The organism is Salinisphaera sp. RV14 (genome assembly GCF_052044135.1).
In the GTDB taxonomy this organism is placed as follows: Bacteria; Pseudomonadota; Gammaproteobacteria; order Nevskiales; family Salinisphaeraceae; genus Salinisphaera.
Window position 1 is genome coordinate 97,920 of the sequence record NZ_JBQDYF010000004.1, and the last position, 18,319, is coordinate 116,238.

14 protein-coding genes are annotated in these 18,319 nt (G+C 66.3%); 11 read left to right on the top strand and 3 right to left on the bottom strand.

Translation table 11 applies throughout. The features are described from left to right. Nucleotides 1–5: 5 nt before the first annotated feature. Nucleotides 6–1,547, top strand: a complete 1,542-nt coding sequence (locus tag ACS8Y6_RS06220) for a flavin-containing monooxygenase (protein ID WP_440851051.1) — start codon at nucleotides 6–8, stop codon at nucleotides 1,545–1,547. A 13-nt stretch (nucleotides 1,548–1,560) separates the two neighbouring features. Here ACS8Y6_RS06220 and ACS8Y6_RS06225 read toward each other — a convergent pair whose 3' ends face one another. Next, a complete protein-coding gene (locus ACS8Y6_RS06225) occupies nucleotides 1,561–2,826 on the bottom strand; it encodes a PQQ-dependent sugar dehydrogenase (protein WP_440851050.1) in 1,266 nt (421 codons plus the stop codon). A gap of 388 nt (nucleotides 2,827–3,214) precedes the next feature. On the opposite strand from ACS8Y6_RS06225, the gene ACS8Y6_RS06230 reads away from it, so the two are divergent. The 3 genes from ACS8Y6_RS06230 (at nucleotide 3,215) to ACS8Y6_RS06240 (ending at nucleotide 6,598) form a co-directional block, all read left to right on the top strand. Beyond that, nucleotides 3,215–4,288 (top strand): NADH:flavin oxidoreductase/NADH oxidase, encoded by a 1,074-nt coding sequence (locus ACS8Y6_RS06230; protein ID WP_440851049.1) that lies wholly within the window; start codon nucleotides 3,215–3,217, stop codon nucleotides 4,286–4,288. 118 nt (nucleotides 4,289–4,406) lie between these two features. Continuing rightward, a complete protein-coding gene (locus ACS8Y6_RS06235) occupies nucleotides 4,407–5,390 on the top strand; it encodes a bile acid:sodium symporter family protein (protein ID WP_440851048.1) in 984 nt (327 codons plus the stop codon). Beyond that, nucleotides 5,387–6,598 carry an MFS transporter gene (locus ACS8Y6_RS06240; protein WP_440851047.1) on the top strand — a complete coding sequence of 404 codons (1,212 nt, stop codon included), beginning with the start codon at nucleotides 5,387–5,389 and terminating at the stop codon, nucleotides 6,596–6,598. Before ACS8Y6_RS06235 ends, ACS8Y6_RS06240 begins: the two co-directional genes overlap by 4 nt. Before the next feature lie 19 nt (nucleotides 6,599–6,617). Here the strand turns inward: ACS8Y6_RS06240 and ACS8Y6_RS06245 are convergent, their stop codons facing one another. Further along, the gene (locus tag ACS8Y6_RS06245; protein ID WP_440851046.1) at nucleotides 6,618–7,502 is read right to left on the bottom strand and encodes a metallophosphoesterase; all 885 of its coding nucleotides are present in this window, start codon (nucleotides 7,500–7,502) and stop codon (nucleotides 6,618–6,620) included. Nucleotides 7,503–7,628: 126 nt separating this feature from the next. Between ACS8Y6_RS06245 and ACS8Y6_RS06250 the strand changes: the two genes are divergently transcribed. The 4 genes from ACS8Y6_RS06250 (at nucleotide 7,629) to ACS8Y6_RS06265 (ending at nucleotide 13,195) form a co-directional block, all read left to right on the top strand. Continuing rightward, on the top strand, nucleotides 7,629–9,779 hold the full coding sequence (locus ACS8Y6_RS06250; RefSeq protein WP_440851045.1) for a TonB-dependent receptor: 2,151 nt from the start codon (nucleotides 7,629–7,631) through the stop codon (nucleotides 9,777–9,779). Between the two features lie 88 nt (nucleotides 9,780–9,867). Then, complete coding sequence (locus ACS8Y6_RS06255) at nucleotides 9,868–11,142, top strand: ATP-binding protein (RefSeq protein ID WP_440851044.1); 1,275 nt, start codon at nucleotides 9,868–9,870, stop codon at nucleotides 11,140–11,142. Further along, nucleotides 11,139–11,666 carry a response regulator transcription factor gene (locus tag ACS8Y6_RS06260; RefSeq protein ID WP_440855199.1) on the top strand — a complete coding sequence of 176 codons (528 nt, stop codon included), beginning with the start codon at nucleotides 11,139–11,141 and terminating at the stop codon, nucleotides 11,664–11,666. Before ACS8Y6_RS06255 ends, ACS8Y6_RS06260 begins: the two co-directional genes overlap by 4 nt. Before the next feature lie 311 nt (nucleotides 11,667–11,977). Beyond that, nucleotides 11,978–13,195 carry a TraB/GumN family protein gene (locus ACS8Y6_RS06265; RefSeq protein ID WP_440851042.1) on the top strand — a complete coding sequence of 406 codons (1,218 nt, stop codon included), beginning with the start codon at nucleotides 11,978–11,980 and terminating at the stop codon, nucleotides 13,193–13,195. Between the two features lie 24 nt (nucleotides 13,196–13,219). Here the strand turns inward: ACS8Y6_RS06265 and ACS8Y6_RS06270 are convergent, their stop codons facing one another. Next, entirely contained in the window at nucleotides 13,220–14,203 is a 984-nt protein-coding gene (locus ACS8Y6_RS06270; protein ID WP_440851041.1) for a sugar-binding transcriptional regulator, read from the bottom strand. Between the two features lie 446 nt (nucleotides 14,204–14,649). On the opposite strand from ACS8Y6_RS06270, the gene ACS8Y6_RS06275 reads away from it, so the two are divergent. The 3 genes from ACS8Y6_RS06275 (at nucleotide 14,650) to ACS8Y6_RS06285 (ending at nucleotide 18,303) form a co-directional block, all read left to right on the top strand. After that, complete coding sequence (locus ACS8Y6_RS06275) at nucleotides 14,650–15,777, top strand: alcohol dehydrogenase catalytic domain-containing protein (protein ID WP_440851040.1); 1,128 nt, start codon at nucleotides 14,650–14,652, stop codon at nucleotides 15,775–15,777. A gap of 337 nt (nucleotides 15,778–16,114) precedes the next feature. Next, nucleotides 16,115–16,768, top strand: a complete 654-nt coding sequence (locus tag ACS8Y6_RS06280; protein WP_440851039.1) for a DUF2291 family protein — start codon at nucleotides 16,115–16,117, stop codon at nucleotides 16,766–16,768. Next, nucleotides 16,765–18,303 (top strand): sugar ABC transporter ATP-binding protein, encoded by a 1,539-nt coding sequence (locus ACS8Y6_RS06285; protein WP_440851038.1) that lies wholly within the window; start codon nucleotides 16,765–16,767, stop codon nucleotides 18,301–18,303. Before ACS8Y6_RS06280 ends, ACS8Y6_RS06285 begins: the two co-directional genes overlap by 4 nt. The last annotated feature ends 16 nt before the right edge of the window (nucleotides 18,304–18,319 follow it).

Here is an 18,319-nt window from a genome sequence, read left to right on the forward strand (position 1 = left end):
CCGCCATGGCCGCGACCCGCCTGCTTGCCCGACTCAATCCGCTGGCCTCGCGCCGGATCGATACCGACATGGATATCGCCATCGTCGGCGCCGGCTTCTCCGGCCTGGGCATGGCGATCCAGCTCAAGGAAGCCGGGATCGAGAGCTTCACCCTCCTCGAGCGCGCGGACGAGGTCGGCGGCACCTGGCGCGACAACCACTATCCGGGCGCGGCGTGCGATGTCGCCTCGCACTTGTATTCGTTCTCGTTCGAGCAGAATCCGAACTGGTCGCGCGCCTTCGGCCAGCAGCCGGAGATCTTCGACTACATCAAGCGGGTGGCCGCGAAATACGATTTGTATCGCCACATCCGCTTCAACACGGCGATCCGCGAGGCCCGCTTCGATGAAGACGCCGGCATCTGGCATGCGATCACCGGCTCGGGCGAGGAACTGACGGCACGCGTGGTGATCTCGGCGGTGGGCGCGCTGTCCGACCCGGCCTATCCGAAGATCGAGGGGCTGGAACGGTTCCAGGGCAAGCTCATGCACACCGCGCAGTGGGACGACGACTACGATCTGGCCGGCAAGCGCGTGGCCGTGATCGGTTCGGGCGCCTCGGCCATCCAGGTGGTGCCGGAGATCCAGAAAGCGGCCGGCCACATCACCGTCTTCCAGCGCACGCCGAGCTGGATCATGCCCAAGCCCGACCGGCCGATTCCGGAAAAGGAACAGGCCGAATACCGCGATTCGTTCTACAAGCTGGCCAAGCGCCGTTATCGCATCTACTGGATGAGCGAGCTGTTCGCGCCTTTCATCATTTCCGATCGCAGGTTCTTCAAGAAAAAGGCCGAGCAGATGGCCAAGCGCCATATCCGCAAGCAGGTGGCCGACAAGGCCCTGCGCCAGACCGTCACCCCGGACTATGCGATCGGCTGCAAGCGTATTCTGATTTCCAACGACTGGTATCCGGCGATCCAGGCCGACAATGCCGAACTGATCCCCGACGGGCCGGCGCGGATCACCGAAAACAGCCTCATTACGAAGGACGGACGCGAGATCGCGGTCGACGCCATCGTCTGCGCGACCGGCTTCAAGGTGCCCTCGCGGGCGGCGCCGTTCCCGGTCAAGGGTCTGGGCGGGCTCGACCTGAACACGGCCTGGGCCGACGGTGCCGAAGCCTACAAGGGGGTCACCGTCTCCGGTTTCCCGAATCTGTTCTTCCTGATGGGCCCGAACACCGGGCCGAGCCATACCTCGGTGCTCGCCTTCACCGAAATGCAGATGGAATACATCGCCAGGGCGATCGGGCATATGGCGCGCCACGATCTGAAATGGCTGATGGTGAAGAAACCGGTGCAGGATCGCTTCAATCGCGGTATCCAGAAGCGCATGCAGCACACTTCGTGGACCTCTGGGTGCAACAGCTGGTATCTCACCGATTCAGGCAAGAACACCACGCTGTATCCCGGCTTCAACTGGGAATACCGCATGCGTCTGTGGTTGTTCCGGCCCGGTGAATACGAGTCCGCGCCGATGCGGCGCGTGGGCGACCGCGAGGCGGCTTGAAACATCAAGGGCCCTAGTTCTTCTGATAGCTGATGCGGTAGATCGTGCTGCCCTGGTCGTCGCTGACATAGAGCGCGCCCTTCGGCCCGACCGCGAGCCCGGCCGGGCGATGGGCGGCGCTGCCCGGCGAGCGCACGATCTTTTCGCCGGTAAAGCCGGCCGGGCCGGCGAAGGTGCGATAGGGTTTGCTCGGCTTGTCGCCGTTGAACGGCTGGTAGATCACCCGAAAGCCCTGTTGCGGTTCCGGTGAGCGATCCCAGGAGCCGTGGAAGGCGATGAATGCGCCGCCGCGATAAGCCTTGGGGAAGGCCCTGGCCTGATAGAAGACCACATCCATCGGTGCCCAATGCGCCGGGTAGGCCGCGATCGGGTCGGTATAGTCGGCACAGCGGCCGATCTTGTGGCCATCGCCGCCGTATTCCGGGTTCAGGCGGCGCGCATGCGCTTTACCGTCGTAATAGCAGTACGGCCAGCCGAAGTTGTCGCCCTGCTTGATGTCGAGCAGAACCTCCGCCGGGAGCCGTACGTTCTGCTCGGTCGAGAATTTCTTCGGCCATAGGGCCGACAGCTGATCGCGGCCCATCTGGGCGCCGACCAGGCGGTGCCGCGCCCGATCCCAGGTCAGCGCGAACAGATTGCGGATACCGGTGGCATAGCGTGCCTTGGCGCTGAATTTCTGATTCGGCTTGTCGGCGGCGAAACGCCAGATGCCGCCCTGTTTTTTCAGCAGGGGGCAGGGGTCCTGGCCGGGCGAGCCCGGCTGACGATCGTCTTTCTGGCAGGCATTCGATGGCGCGCCGATGGCCACATACAGATGGTCGGCATCGTCCACCGCGAGCCCGCGTGCACTGTGGGCTTTCTGATCGGGCAGGCCGGTGACGATGAGCTGGCCCTCGCCGTCGGGAACCGCGCCCCGATGCAGTTTGTAACGGCGCACGCCCGTCGCCGAGGCGGCATACAGCCAGCCATCATGGAGGGTCAGGCCGGTGGCGCCGCCGCGGCCGAACAGTTGGCGTTTGTCGGCCACGCCGTCGCCGTTGCTATCGATGAGCGCGAGAAGATCGTGTTTGCCGTCACCGTGATTGACGTTGGCGTAGACCGTGCCGTTGGCCGCCACAGCGATATGGCGCGGCTGGCGCGCGTTCCTGGCGAAAACCGTGGCGCAGAAATGCGGCGGCAGATCGAGGCCGGCCGTCTTGCACGCCGCCGCGGCCGCCCCGGGCACAACCAGCATCAGCAGGGGCGCGCCGAGCAGCGCTGGGTTCAGTCGACGAATCATGGCATGGCCTGGCATCAGTTCGCTTTCGCTTATAGCAGCCCCGGTGCCCGGGCGCTATCCGAAGCAGTACGCAGGAGTGCGCGTTATCGTGGCCTGTTGCCAGGGGCCGTGCCCGGTGCGGAGGAGGCCTGGGGCTCCGGGGCCGTATCCGGCGGCGGGCCCCAAGCGACGACGCCTGTCTTGCCGGTTGCGACTCCGGACAAGGTCGAAGCCGCGCGGTCAGTGCGAACCGGCGCGAATTCCGGCCGCCGACGCTGCGCCGGCCCGGCAACAATCGTCGCGATAGTCAGAATTGCATGCCCGGTCTCTTGAAGCCGTGCATGATGCACCGATCTAGTGGGTATCGATTTTCACGCGCGCAATACGTCGCGCCCCACTGGAGTGCTGCATGCCCGATCTATTCAAGCCCTGGACCATTGGCGACGTGACTTTCCGCAACCGGATCTTCGTGTCGCCGATGTGCCAGTACTCGGCCGAGGATGGCTATCCGAACGACTGGCATTTCGTGCATCTCGGCAGTCGCGCGGTCGGCGGTGCCGGGCTGGTGATGATGGAGGCCAGCGCCGTCACGCCCGAGGGCCGGATCACGCCGGGCGATCTCGGGATCTGGAGCGACGCGCATATCGGCGAGTTCAAGCGCAATGCCGATTTCATCCGTGCGCAGGGGGCGGCGGCCGGCGTGCAGCTCGCCCACGCCGGGCGCAAGGCGTCCTGCACCGCGCCGTGGATCGACGGTGGCCGGGCGCTGACCGCCGCGGAAGGAGCCTGGCAGACGGTGGCGCCGAGCGCGGTTCCGTTCTCCGATAATGCGCCGACACCGCATGCCCTGGGCAGCGATGAAATGGCGGCGCTGATCGATGCATTCGTGGCCGCGGCCAAACGCGCCGACGCCGCCGGCATGGACATGATCGAAATCCACGGTGCGCACGGTTATCTGTTGCACGAGTTCGTCTCGCCGCTATCCAACGAGCGCACCGACGACTATGGCGGCAGCCTGGAGAATCGCTGTCGTTTCCCGCTGGAAGTGGTGCGCGCCGTACGCGCCGTCTGGCCGGCCGACAAACCGCTGTTCTATCGCGTCTCCGCCAGCGACTGGGAAGATGGCGGCTGGGACATCGAGCAGACCGTGCAACTGGCCGCATGGCTCAAGGCCGAGGGCGTGGACGTGCTCGATTGTTCCGGCGGCGGCAATACGCCGTCGGCACAGATCCCGGTCGGGCCGGGTTACCAGACCGAATTCGCGGCCCGCGTACGGCGCGAGACCGGCCTGGCGACTGGCGCGGTCGGCATGATCACCGACCCGGTGCAGGCCGAACACATCGTGCATTCCGGCCAGGCCGACTGCGTGCTGCTGGCGCGCGAAATGCTTCGCGATCCGTACTTCCCGCTGCGGGCGGCGACCGAATTGCACGGCGACGATAATCTGGCGCCGCCGGTGCAGTACGCGCGCGCCTTCAAGTAGCATCGGCCGATCGCGCCGGGTGACTCCGCCCCGTTCGAATGCAGGCGAGCGGGGCGTTTCTCGTTATGGCTCGCGCGCCGAATCCACAAAGCCGGCGCGCCGAGGTTAGAATAGCGCGATGCCACGACCGCGCCTTCTGCCCGACAACTTCATCCTCGCGTTGATCGGGGCGATTCTGCTCGCCACGCTCCTGCCGATTCGCGGCGGGGCGGCGGCCATTTACGAGCACGCCACTACATTGGCGATCGCGCTGTTGTTCTTTCTGCACGGCGCCAAGCTCTCGCGTGAGGCCGTTGTCGCCGGGGCCTCGAACTGGCGCCTGCACCTGTGTGTGCTGGCCGCCACCTTCCTGCTGTTTCCGCTGATCGGTCTGGCGGCCCATCCCCTGTTGTCCGATCTGCTCACGCCCGGGCTGGCCGCTGGCGTGCTGTTCGTCTGTCTGCTGCCCTCGACCGTACAGTCGTCGATCGCCTTTACCTCGATCGCCGGCGGCAACGTATCGGCCGCGGTCTGCAGCGCGAGCGCATCCAATCTGCTGGGCGTGTTCCTGACCCCGGCGCTGGCGGGGGTGTTTCTGTCCCAGGCCGGCCATGCCGGCGGTTCGTTGTCGGCGATCGTGCATATCGTGGGCGAGATCGTGGTGCCGTTCGCGGCGGGCCAGTTCGCGCGCCGCTGGATTGGCGGCTGGGTCAAGGCGCACCCGAAGGTGGTCAAGTTCGTCGACCAGGGCTCGATCGTGCTTGTGGTGTATGGCGCGTTCTCGGCATCGGTGGTGCAGGGGCTGTGGCACCAGATCCCGCCGATCGCGCTGGCCTGGCTGTTCCTGGCCGACGCGGCGCTGCTGGCGATCGTGCTGGCGGTCACCTGGGGTGTCGGGCGGGCGTTTTTCGCGCGTGAAGACGCCCTGGTGCTGTTGTTCTGTGGTTCCAAGAAATCGCTGGCCAGCGGCATCCCGATCGCCAAGGTGCTGTTCGCGTCCGGCGCGCTCGGGGCGATCGTGCTGCCGTTGATGATCTTTCATCAGATCCAGCTCATTGCCTGCGCCGCCATCGCGCGGCGGGCGGCCCGATACGCGCCCGAGGCCCAGCCGGTTCGCGGATGACACGCGCGCAGCGCAGCTGGGCGATCGCGGCGATCGCCTTCACTGGCGGTGTGGGCGGCGGCGTGGTGTTTCCGATCCTGCCGATGGTGGGTGTACAGCTCGGCATCAGCGGGGCGATGATCGGCCTGATTCTGTCCGCCAACCGGATTGCACGGCTGCTGTTCAATCCGGCCACCGGCTCGTTGCTGGATCGCTTTGGCGCCCGTTGGCCGGTGGCGGCTGGTCTGTTACTGGAGACCATCGGCAGCGGTGCCTACGCGATTGCGTTGTCGGCTGACCGTCCGGCGCTGTGGTTCCTGGTCGGACGTCTCATCTGGGGGCTGGGCTCGTCGCTTCTGCTGGTGGGTGTGCTGGCGGCCATCATGTCGATCAGCGGAAATGCTTCCCGCGGTAGCATGACCGCGCGCGTGCGCACGGCGATCAGCCTGGGGTTTCCCGGCGGTCTCGTCATCGGCGGGCTGATCGCCGATCTTGCCTCGGATAACGCCGCGTTTCTGGTCGCCACCGGACTCAGCCTGGCCGCGGCCGCCGGCGCGGCCTGCGTCATGCCGGACCACGCCGAGCGCCGGCGTCCGGCGCGCGCGAACGGCGCATCACGCTGGGCCGCCTGGGGCGACGTGCTGTCGCTGGGCACGCTGCGCATCATCTTCGCCGCCAACGCGTTGCTGTTCTTCGCCGTGTCCGGGGTGTTGCTGGCCACCGTGGCGCTGGCCGTCGATGCCCGGCATCTGTTGCTGTTCGGTCTGGGTGCCCAGGGCAGTGCCGGGTTGTTGATGGCGGTGCTGATGGGCGCGCGGGCGTCATCGTCTCTCGCTTGCGGGCGCTATCTCGATCGCTCGACCTCGCGGACCCGATTGTTGCTGCCGGCCATGGCGGGCGTGGCGACCGGTTTCGTCATCCTGGGCCTGGCCACGAATCTGACGCTGGCGATCATCGGTCTGTTGCTTATCGGCGCCGGCGCGGGCGGCCTGACCATTCCCATGCTCACGCTGCTGGGCGACGTGGCGCCGGCGCGCATCCACGGCCGGGCGCTGTCGGTTTATCAGTGGTCGTCCGATCTGGGCGGTGCGCTCGGCCCGGTTCTGGGGCTCATGTGCGGCCGCTGGATCGGCTACGGGCAGAGCTATGTCGCGGTCGGTCTGCTGATTGTGGCGATGGCGCTGCCGCTGCGGCATCTGGCGGTCGATGAGCGGCGGCGCGCCGGCTGATCGGTGTGGTGGCTGCGGATCAGTCCGGGGTCGCCAGGGTCAGGTGTTCGATGGCCTGTGCCGTGTCGTCGACCCAGACCGTTGCGGCGTGGGCTCCGCCAGCGTCGAGGGTGAGCTGGAGATGATGGCGCCGGCGGCCGTTGTCCTCGATGCGCGGCACGCGCGCGGCATTGAGGTAGAGCGTGTCGTGGTGGTGCGCCCAGGTGCGGCGCCAGGCCCCGCTGTGCTTGCTGCGATGGTGCATGTGACCGGCGACGACGGCACGCACGCGATGACCGGTGGCACGGGCATGCACGAGCGCATCGCGCAGATCGGGATCGCCGAAATCGCCCAACCCGGGATCGAAATCGCAGCCGAATGGGTCGGTAGGATCTGCCCCGAGCCCGGCCGGGCCGTTGTGGGCCAGCACGATCAGATCGCGCGGTGCGGCGTCGATGAGCGCGCACAGTCGGTCGCGGCTGTCGGCGAAGCGGGATACGCCGAATGCGCTTTTCAGGTAAGGCCGGAAATACAATCGGTTGCCGCCCATGGCATGAGGGCGCGCGATCACCAGACCGAGATCGGGCGCCAGCGAATGGAGGCTGTAACCCCCAAGCGTGACCGGGCCCAGGTCGCGGGCGAGCCGGGCGACACGGCGGCGCATGCCGAGTGCGGTCCAGCGTGTGGCCCAGGGGCGGCCCCGGATCTCGGCGAGCAACTGCGCCAGAGTGGTTGCGTCGTGATTGCCCGGGATGGCCCATGCCGGCACCGTCAGCCGCGCCAGCTGACGCGCCACGGGCCGGCTGTTCACCACGCGGGCGAAATCGCCCACGAATAGCACGGCGTCGTAGCCGGCGGCGTTGAAGAACGCGGTGTCGATGTCGTCCCACGCGCCGTGGATGTCGCCGATGATGCCGATCTGCATTCGAGGGTTGTAAGAGCGCCGCGGCCAACCGTCAAGACGTCGGGCGCCGCGACGATATGTCGCATGGGCGCATGCCGTGTGCCCGGCTAGTCTTGCCGCCGATTCCGCAGCAGTTGGGGGCATGGCATGCGACGTTATTCGGTGATGGTATGGGGCGGTCTTTTTCTGGGTGCGGCGGCGCCGGTGTCGGCACAGGCTGCGGGCCCCGGGCCGGACATCGTTGCCGCCCCGGCGGTGAGTGCGCCGACCACCAGGCTGGCGCCGCTTGCGGTGCGTGGCCTGATCAGCCGGGCCGATAACGTGCAGCCCCCACTGGCGCCGTCGACCGTCGATACCGCGGCGGCGATGGGCGAGGTGCCCGGGGGCGCGCTGGTGGACAACGGCGGCATCTCGGGCCAGGTCCAGTTCCGCGGCTTGACCGGCTATCGCAATCAGACGCGCATCGACGGCATGAGCGTGGCCTCGGGCGGGCCGAACTGGATGGACCCGCCGTTGCACTATGCGCCGGCCGCGCTGGTCGAGTCGCTGTCGGTGACACGCGGGATTCCCTCCGTGGCGGACAGCATCGATACGATCGGCACAACGGTCGATGCCAGGACCCGCCAAAGCCGCTACACCAGTGGCGATAGCTACGAGCTGCACGGCTGGGGCGAAGCGACCGCGCAATCGGTCGACGACGGCTACAGCCTGTCCGGCCAGGCCAGCCTGGCCAACGACATCAACCGGATCGGCCTGACCGCGGTGACTGACCAGGCCGCGAACCTGCGTACGCCGTATGGCAAACTCCGGGCCTCGGCCTACGATCGCAAGCAGTACGGGCTCGATTTCGGCCATCGTGAGGCCTGGGGCGAAACATCCGGCTTCGTGCGCGCGCAGCGCACCGGCGACACCGGCAACCCGGATCTGCCGATGGATATTCATTACTTCCATGGCACGCTGGCCGAATTGAAGCAGACCGCGGATATCGGGCGGACGCGGGTCACCGCCCAGCTCGACTTCAGCCACGTCGAGCACGAGATGGACAATTACATCCTGCGCCCGGCGCCGGACTTCTCGCCGCTCAACGGCGATGCGCCCGATCCGCGCTATATCCGGGCCCGCAGTCAGCGCTATGCGGCCAAGCTGCACGCGGCGCACCCGCTGGCCGGGGGCACCTTCAAGGCCGGCTTCGACGGCAGTTGGGTCCAGCACAATGCCTTCGTGGGCAATCCGAAAATGGCCGCGTTCGGCGTGAATGCCTTCGACGACATTCGCCGCGACACCTACAGCCTGTTCGGGCAATGGGCGGGGCCGATCCGCGGGCCGTGGCACGGCGAGCTCGGTGTGCGCGACACGATCGTGCATACCGCGGCCGGGCCGGGCGGCGTGGCCCCCTCGCTGCCGATGCCGGCGCAGCGCCTGGCGGCCGATTTCGCCGCCAGCGATCGCGATCAGACCGACAACAACGTGGATGTGGTGACCAGGCTGTCGCGCGATATCGGCCAGCGCTGGCAGGCCCGGCTCGGCCTGGCACGCAAGACACGCTCGCCGTATTACACCGAGCGCTATGCCTATATCCCGCTGGAAGCCACGGCGGGCTCGGCGGACGGCAACAATACCATCGGCAATACCGGGCTTTCGCCCGAGGTCGCCTACATGGCGGATCTCGGTCTGAGTTTCACCGGTAGCCGGCTGACGTTTTCGCCCGAGGTCTATTACCACCGCATCCACGACTACATCACCGGCGTGCCGTATGCCGGGGGCAATAAGGACGTGGTCATGGTGTCGACCGCCAACGGCGATCCGACGCCGTTGCAGTACGCCAATGTCGGGGCCGAGGTCTACGGTGCCGACCTTGCCGCCGCCTACAAGCTGGATAACGCCTGGACGCTGTCCGGCGGGGCCGGCTACACCCGCGGTCGGCGCACCGACACGGGCGACAATCTGTATCGCATCGCGCCGGCCAACGTGCGTGCACGGCTGGCCTACCAGCGCGCCGACTGGCGCTTTTCGCTGTCCGAGCGCTATGTCTTCGCCCGGCATCACATCGCCGATTCGCATCGTGACGCCCGGCTGGGCGATCCCGAAACCGGCGGCTATGCATTGACCGACATTGCCGCCCACTATCAGGCCAACCGGCATCTGTGGGTGGAAGTCGGCGTGGATAATCTGTTCAACCGGGGGTATCGCGATTTCATGGGCGGCTTCAATCGCGTGGCCGACAGCGCGGTGCCGGTGGGCGCGCGCCTGCCCGGGGCCGGGCGCAATGCGCACGCGACGGTGCATTTTGCGTTCTGAATGGCGTTGGAACGGGCGCGCGAGGCCGGCCTCGCGTGCGCTGGCGTGCAAGCGGTAGGGTGGTGTGCATTCCGGGGCTGGAGGGGCCATGAAACCTACGCTGCCTGCCCATGTGTTTTCGCTCGAGCCCGCCGCTGTGATGCGGGTGCTGGCCGGGTTGCGCTATCTGGCGGTGGCGCTGGTCGGCCTGGCACTGCTGCTCATGGCGGTGGCCGGGCGAACGTTGCCGCCGGCGCTGTGGGCCCTGCCCGTTCTGCTGCTGGCGTTCAATCTGGTCGTGGTCTGGCGCCTGCGCTATGCCGCGCCCCCGTCCGCGCTCGAGCTGGTCGCCCATCTGGCGGTCGACACCCTGGCCCTGTTCACGCTGTTCTGGGGGCTCGGCGGGGCGACCAATCCGTTCGTGTCGCTGTTCCTGGTGCCGGTGGCGCTGGCTGCGACGATCCTGTCGATTCGCGATGCGATCGCGGTGACGCTGCTGGCGGTGGCGGCCTATACAGCGCTGCTGTTGCGTTATCTGACACGAATCCACGACCCGGAAGCCATGGTCGGCTTCGAGCGCCACGTCGTCGGCATGTGGGTCAATTTTCTCCTGGCCGCGGCGTTGCTCTGCGGTTTCCTGCTGGTGCTGGCGGCGGTGCTGCGGGCGCGCGAACGCGAGCTGGCGGGGCAACGCGAGCGGCTGATGCGCGACGACGCCGTCGTCTCCGTGGCCACCGTGGCGGCCGGCGCGGCCCATGCATTGAATACGCCGCTGTCGACGATCGCGGTCGCGGCCGAGTCGGTCTCCGAGCATCCGGATCTGCCGCCCGACGTGCATGAGGATATCGCCATCATCCGCAGCCAGACCGCGCTGTGCGCGGCCGAACTGCGGCGCTTGATCGCGGCCCGGGACCCGCGTGCGCAGTCGGTCACGCCGCTATCCGCCTATGCCGGGCATCTGGTCGCCGACTGGCATATGCGTCGGCCGGAGATCGATCTGACCGAGACCGGACGCGCCGCGCTGACCGCCGCGCCCATCCGCAACGATCCGGCGCTGACCCAGGCGCTCGTGAATCTGCTCGACAATGCCGCCGATGCGGCGATCGCGGCGGGGGATCAGCGCCTGTGGCTGACATGGCGTTGCGAGTGCCGGTTGCTCGAGTTGATCATCGACGACCCGGGCGCCGGTCTTGAAACCGTTGCCGACCAGACCGCACGCCCGGCGCGCGGTCTGGGCCTGGGGCTGACGCTGGCGCGCGCGAGTCTGGCCCGCCTGGACGCCACGCTGGATTTTTCGACCTCGTCGCACGGCGGCACGCGTACACGGGTGCGGCTGCCGCTCGGCCCGCTGATGCCGAACGACGCGACAGGAGACGCGGCATGAGGTTGCTGATCGTGGATGACGATGTCGTGTTCACGCGCACGCTCGGCCGTGCGCTGGAGCGGCTCGGGCACGTCGCTACCGCTGCCGATACGCCGGCCTCGGCGCTGTCGGCGGTCACGCCGGGCCATTTCGATGCCGCTATCGTGGATCTGCGGCTCGGCGAGCGCAGCGGGCTGGCCTTGATCGAGCCCTTGCTGGCCGCCGATGCCAACCTGCGCATCCTCATGCTCACCGGCTATGCCAGCATCGCCACCGCAATCGAGGCGATCAAGCGCGGCGCGTTCAATTATCTGCCGAAGCCCGCGACCGCGCGCCAGATCCTCGCGGCGCTGGCGCAGGACGGCGTCGCCGACAATCCGGTCGAGCCGCCGGGCACCCCGACCTCGCTACGCCGGCTCGAATGGGAGCATATTCAGCATGTGCTGGCCGAACACGACGGCAACGTCTCGGCCACGGCGCGGGCGCTGGGCATGCATCGGCGCACGCTACAGCGCAAGCTGGCCAAGAAGCCGGTCGCCGAATGACGACGCCGGCGACAACGTTTGGGTGGCGCGTCGAACCGCGTCCGGATTCGGGAGGGTGAATCATGATCGGGATCTTCATCTTTGCCGCGGCCATGGTGCCGTTCTTCGGTTTCCTCGGCTGGGTCGCCTACAAGCTCATCACCAGCGACGACGATTGAACGGGCCCGGGCCCGCGACGCCTGCGCGAATCCGGTCGAATCGTCGTCCGGAATGCCCGGGTTGCCGTCGAGCGTGGACGCTGAACGCTGCAGCGGCGACAATCGGGCGCCTGATGCGGGGCGCCCGCCTGTTTTTGCTGCTGGATCGCATTTATGTCCGAGTCGTCGAATCCGACATCGCCCGCAACCGAGGCCGGGCCCCGCCGCATCGTCACCCGTGGCGAGCGTCGTTTCGTGCTGCTGGGCACCGCCCATGTGTCGAAAGCGAGTGCGGACGAGGTGCGCGCCGAGATCGAGACCGGCGACTACGACCAGGTGGCGATCGAACTCTGCGATGCGCGCCATGCTGCGCTCACCCGCCAGTCCGAAATGGCGGATATGGATCTGTTCGCGGTGATCAAGAGCGGCCAGGCCGGCATGGTGGCGGCCAATCTGGCGCTCGGCGCCTATCAGCAGCGGCTGGCCGACCAGTTCGGCATCGAGCCCGGTGCGGAGATGCGGGCCGCGATCACCGCCGCGGAAGCGGCGGATACCCCGCTGACGCTGGTCGACCGCAATATCGGCATCACGCTCAAGCGGGTCTATCGCGGCATCCCCTGGTGGCAGCGCGCGTCGGTGCTCATGGGGTTGGCCGCAAGCCTGGTCTCGTCGAACAAGATCAAGGAGGAAGACATCGAGCAGCTCAAGGAAGGCGACATGCTCGAAGCCACCTTCAACGAGTTCGCGGAGCAGTCCGAACACATGCACGCCGCGCTCATCGACGAGCGCGATCAGTACATGGCCGCCAAGCTGCTGATGCAGGCCGATACGCCCGGCACCACGCTGGTGGTGGTCGGCGCCGGCCACCTGAAGGGCCTGGCCCGCTATCTCGAGCGCGGCATGGCGGCGCCGGCCGAGCGCGTGGCCACGCTCGATACCGTGCCGGCCGGCGCGCGCTGGGTGAAATGGATTCCCTGGGTGATCGTGGCGCTGGTGCTGGCCGGTTTCGGGCTCGGCTTCGCCCATAGCCCGAATCTGGGCTGGCATCTGGTCGCGGAATGGTTTCTGATCCACGGCGTGCTGTGCGCCGTGGGTGCCGCGCTGGCGCTGGCGCATCCGTTGACCGTCGTGGCGGGATTCGTGGCATCGCCGCTGACCTCGCTCAATCCCACCATCGGCGCCGGCATGGTGACCGCTGCGGTGGAGCTATGGATACGCAAACCGCGGGTCGGCGATTTCTCGACGCTGAAATCGGATGTCACCACAGTGCGCGGCTGGTGGCGCAACCGTGTTTCCCGCGTGTTGCTCGTGTTCCTGTTGTCGACCATCGGTTCGGCCGCCGGTACCTGGATCGCCGGTTTTCGGATCGTCGATCAGCTCATCGGCGCCTGACCACCGGCGTGCGGCGCGGCGTGCTCAGGAGGTCGCGCTGCTCCGGGCGGCCACACTGTCGGTCGCCTGGGCGAGATTGAGCACGGTCTGGGCGATCGATTGCGTGGTGGCCAGGGTGTCGATCGCGCCGGTGCGCAGCGCGCCGAGGATGCCGGTCACCTTGGTCGGCTCGCTGGCCATGGCGATGACGTCCGGAATACTGTGCAGATGCTCGATGGTGAGTCCGATCACGCGGCCGATCAGTGGCGTTTCCGCCAGATTGCCGTCGATGTCGATGAAGTCGTAGCCCATGATATCGCCGACCACGCCGAGCTGGCGCAATGTGGTGATCTCCTCGTTGGTGAACCAGCCCATGCGGACCATGTTGCTGTCTTCGAGAATATCGCCGACGCCGACCACCGCCACGTCCGCGTGCTGGGCCTTGTTGAGTGACTGGCGCACCGTGTCGTTGGCCAGCAGCGCATCCCGGATCTGGGGGTCGGAGACGATGGCCGGGGCATAGAGCGTAACGCTCTCGCCGCCGAAGCGCATCGCCATGTGCCGACAGATCTGGTCCGAATTCATGGCTTCGCCGCCGCGGTAGGAGCCGCCGATGGCGCAGACGAAACTGCAGTGCCGGCGCTGGTTCGAGACCACGTGCTCGGGCACCGCGCTCACATTGCGCCCCATGCCGACCGCGACCACGCTGGTTTCGGTCAGGGACTGATCGAGATAGCGCGCAACCAGGCCGGCCAGCAGTTCGCGCTGGCGCTCCGGGTCCTTGTGATCGACGGAAATGATCGCCCGCCGGATGCCGAAGCGGTCCATGAGCGCTTTTTCGAGCGCCGCGGTGGTGTTCGGCGGATGCTGCAGGCGCACGCGGATCTCGACGATGCCCTCGGCGACCGCGCGCTTGAGCAGGCGCCCCACCTTCACGCGGGAGATCTCGAATCGGCTGGCCAGCTCTTCCTGGGTCCAGCCGTCGATGTGGTAGAGCTTGGCCAGCTCGGTCAATTCATCGGGTGACATGGATTTTGTCTTTCACCTCGTCTGCCTCGGCTCGTACGTCCGAACGATCTGCGTCGAAGCCAGTGCGATCATATGTTCGATCAGTGTACATATGCACTAGACATTCATCCTACGGTGGCACACCGGTTTGTCCAATAGCATGACCGGGTATGACGTCGCTATATTTAAGTTTATACAGAGATTTAATACCTAGGTCGTATCGACCAAAGTCTAGGGCTATAAACAGGGTTTTCGCGTTGACCGGCCACGAGGGGCGAAATATTATCGATCACGAATAAACAAATGAACTGTGAATGATCATATGTTCATTCACGAAAGCCGGAACCCGGGCACTTGCGACAGGCAGGTCGGGCCGCGGCGGGCGCCGATGGTGTCCCGGCGCAGCGGATGAAAACCGGCGATGGCGTGCCCCGCGGCGCGAAAGTCATATTGAGGAGTCAGCCGTCATGTCTGATGTTATCGATCGTCCCGAAGATGCCGCCCAGGCGGGCGCCATTCCCAAGACCATGCAGGCTGTCGTCTGTTACGCGCCGGGCGACTACCGGCTCGAGGAAGTCGAGGTGCCCACGCCCGGTCCGGGCGAGATTCTGTGCCGGGTGGAACTGGTCGGCATCTGTATGTCGGATGTGAAGGTCTACCACGGCGCGCCGTCGTTCTGGGGCGATGACACCCAGCCGCGCTACGTGAAGCCGCCGATGATTCCGGGGCACGAGTTCGTCTGCCGTGTGGTCGCACTCGGCGAGGGCGCCGGCGAGGCCAAGAACGTCAAGATCGGCGATCGCGTGATCTCCGAGCAGATCGTGCCCTGCTGGGACTGCCGCTACTGCAACCGGGGCCAGTACTGGATGTGCGAAAAGCACGATCTGTACGGCTTCCAGAACAATGTGCAGGGCGCTTTTGCTCAGTACATGATCTTCACCAGGGAAGGCATCGTCCATCAGGTGCCCGATCATGTGCCGGCCGAGGAGGCCGTGCTGGTCGAGCCGCTGGCCTGCTCGCTGCATGCCGCCGACCGCGCCCAGGTGACCGCCGACGATGTCGTGGTGGTGGCCGGCGCCGGCACCCTGGGGCTGGGCATTATCGGCCAGGTCGCGCTGTCCAACCCGAAGAAACTCATCGTTCTGGATCTCAAGCCTGAGCGCGCCAAATTCGCGAAGCAGTTGGGTGCGCACGAAGTATGGAATCCGGCCGAGGAAGACGTGATCGAAAAGATCAAGTCGATCACCGACGGCTACGGTTGCGATATCTACATCGAGGCCACCGGCTATCACAAGGCGGTGAACCAGGGCATCCACATGCTGCGCAAGCTGGGCCGTTTCGTGGAGTTCTCGGTGTTCGGCTCCGAGGTCACCCTCGACTGGTCGATCATCAGCGACCGCAAGGAACTGGACGTGCTGGGCTCGCATCTGGGCCCGTATACGTATCCGCGTGCGATCGACTTCATCGCCACCCGCAAGCTCGACATGCGCGGCGTGGTCACCCACACCTATCCGATGTCGAAGTTCCACGAGGCACTGGAAGTGATGGAACGCGGCGAGAAATCGATGAAGGTGGCGGTGGACCCGCACACCTAGGCGCAAGCGGGTTCGATCAGGTGTTTATGGCAGGGCGCGACAGCGCCGGCGGATGTGGGGCGCGCTGGCTTGTTCCGCTTGCTGGTCGCGGGCAGGCGTGCGCTGTCGCCGGCAGCGGTCGTGCGCAGTCAGCAAACGGCCGCGCGGGAGGGCGCTTCCGGTCGCGGCACCAGAGGACGAGCGTGAAGACGCACCCCCGCCCCCGCTCTGATAGCCGCTATACCGCCACCGCCGGCTTGCGGGTCATCGGCGGTGGCGGGGCTGTGATCGCGTGGCTGTCCGCGCCCGGGAAGCGCGCGTCCGGCAGTGCGCAACGCATTGATTATGGAGGTTCTGCATGAGTACAGCCACGAGCGTCCCAGCGTCCCGAAAGGTTTGGAGCGGGCGCAAGATTGTCCTGATTGTTGTGGGCCTGGGCGTGCTGATTGCCATGGGGCTGGATACCAAGGTCGTGCGACAGGGCGAGGGCCCCGCCGGGCCGAAGCAGTTCTCGCAGGCGGCCTACGGCAAAAAGGAGTTTCCCAAGGTACGCACCAGGATCAGCGAGCGCGCGGCACCGGCAACGCAGCTGGCGGCGGCGCTGGCCAAAGACAAGAGCGCTGCCGTCAAGAAGTACGGCGTGCCCAACGATATCGGGCCCATTATGTCGGTGAAGTTCTCCGGCGTGGTCGGCAAGGGCGACGAGGGTGTGTTCAATATCAAGGTCCCGGGGTTGCCGCAGGATCTGACCATTCGCCTGCAGACCGGGCCGGCCATCATTGGAACGACCCTGCGTGATGGCGCCGGCGGGATCAGATTCGGCGACTTCGAAAACCAGATTCAGTATCAGAACGCGGCGGCTGGCATCAATAACGCCATGAAGAAGCAGGTGTTGTCCGGGCTTGATCGCGATCATCTGACGGGCAAGACGGTCCACGTGGTCGGCGCGTTTCAGTTGATCAATCCGCACAACTGGCTGGTCACGCCAGTGGAACTCAAGGTCGGATCATGAGCGATCAAGCGATCTCGCAGAAGCACGGCAGGGCCATCCTGTCGGCCCGCGACGTGCACAAGCGCTACGGCGGCGTGCGTGCCCTCAAGGGCGTCGACTTCGACATCTATCCCGGTACGGTAACGACGCTGTTCGGTGAGAACGGCGCCGGCAAGTCGACGCTGATGAAGATCCTGTCGGGCGTCGAGCAGCCGAGCGAAGGCCGCATCATTCTCGACGGCGAGCCGGTCACATTTGCTTCGACCGTGGATGCGCGCGACCGCGGTATTTCCATCATCCACCAGGAGCTGTCGCTCGCGCCCAATATGTCGGTGCGCGACAACATCTTCATGGGCCGCGAGCTGCGCGGTCACCGCGGCGTCGACTACGCCGAAGAGGCGCGCCAGGCGGCCGCGCTGATGGCGGAGCTCGAGGAGGACATCGATCCGCTGACGTTGGTCGGTGAGTTGCGTGTCGGCCAGCAGCAGATCGTCGAGATTGCACGCGCGTTGTCCGTGAATTCGCGCATCCTGATCATGGACGAACCGACCTCGGCGCTGTCGGCCACCGAGGTCGAGGTGCTGTTCAAGGTCATTCGGGATTTGACGGCCAAGGGGGTGGCGCTGGTCTACATCTCGCACCACCTTGAGGAGGCGCTGGAGATCACCGACTACGCGGTGGTGCTGCGCGACGGCTCGATGACGGCCCACGCCCAACGCGCGGACATCGATCTGCCGTGGATCGTGCGCAAGATGGTCGGCGAAAACTTCAACCTGGGGTCTCCGCCGGCCGGCCATGATTTCGGCGATGTCGCCCTGTCGATCGACGACGTTTCGGTCCTGGATGCCACGGCGAGTGGCCGTCTGGCGGTCGATCATCTTTCCCTGGACGTGCGCGCCGGCGAGATCGTTTGCATTTATGGCTTGATGGGCGCCGGACGCACTGAATTGCTGGAAGCCCTCGCCGGTGGCAGCCCGATCAGTGGCGGTCGCGTCTTGCTCGGTGGCCGTGATGTTTCTGGTTTGTCGATCGCGCAGCGTATTGGTGCCGGGCTCTGTCTGGTGCCCGAAGACCGTCAGCGCGACGGTCTGGTGCAGACCATGACGGTCGGGCGGAATCTGTCGCTGGCCAGTATTGGTGCCTTCGTGCGCAATATGCTGCTGTCGCCGCGCACCGAAAAACGCCTGGTCGATGCGGCGATTCATGATGTCACGGTCAAGACCGACGGGCCGGAGGCCATGATCGGCTCCTTGTCTGGCGGCAACCAGCAGAAAGTGGTGATCGGCAAGATGCTGATCACCCAACCCAGCGTCATCCTGCTGGATGAGCCGAGTCGCGGCATCGACGTCGGCGCCAAGGCCGAGGTCTTTCGGCTGCTGGCCGAGCGGGCACGACAGGGCGCGGCGATCGTGTTTTCGACGTCCGAAGTCAACGAATGCCTGTCCATCGCCCATCGCATTCTCGTCATGGCGCGCGGCCGTATCGTGGCTGAGTTCGGTCCAGACGTCTCCAAGGAACAAATCATGGCGGCCTCCGGCGAATCCGTCGCCGCTTGAGCACCACGGATCAGGA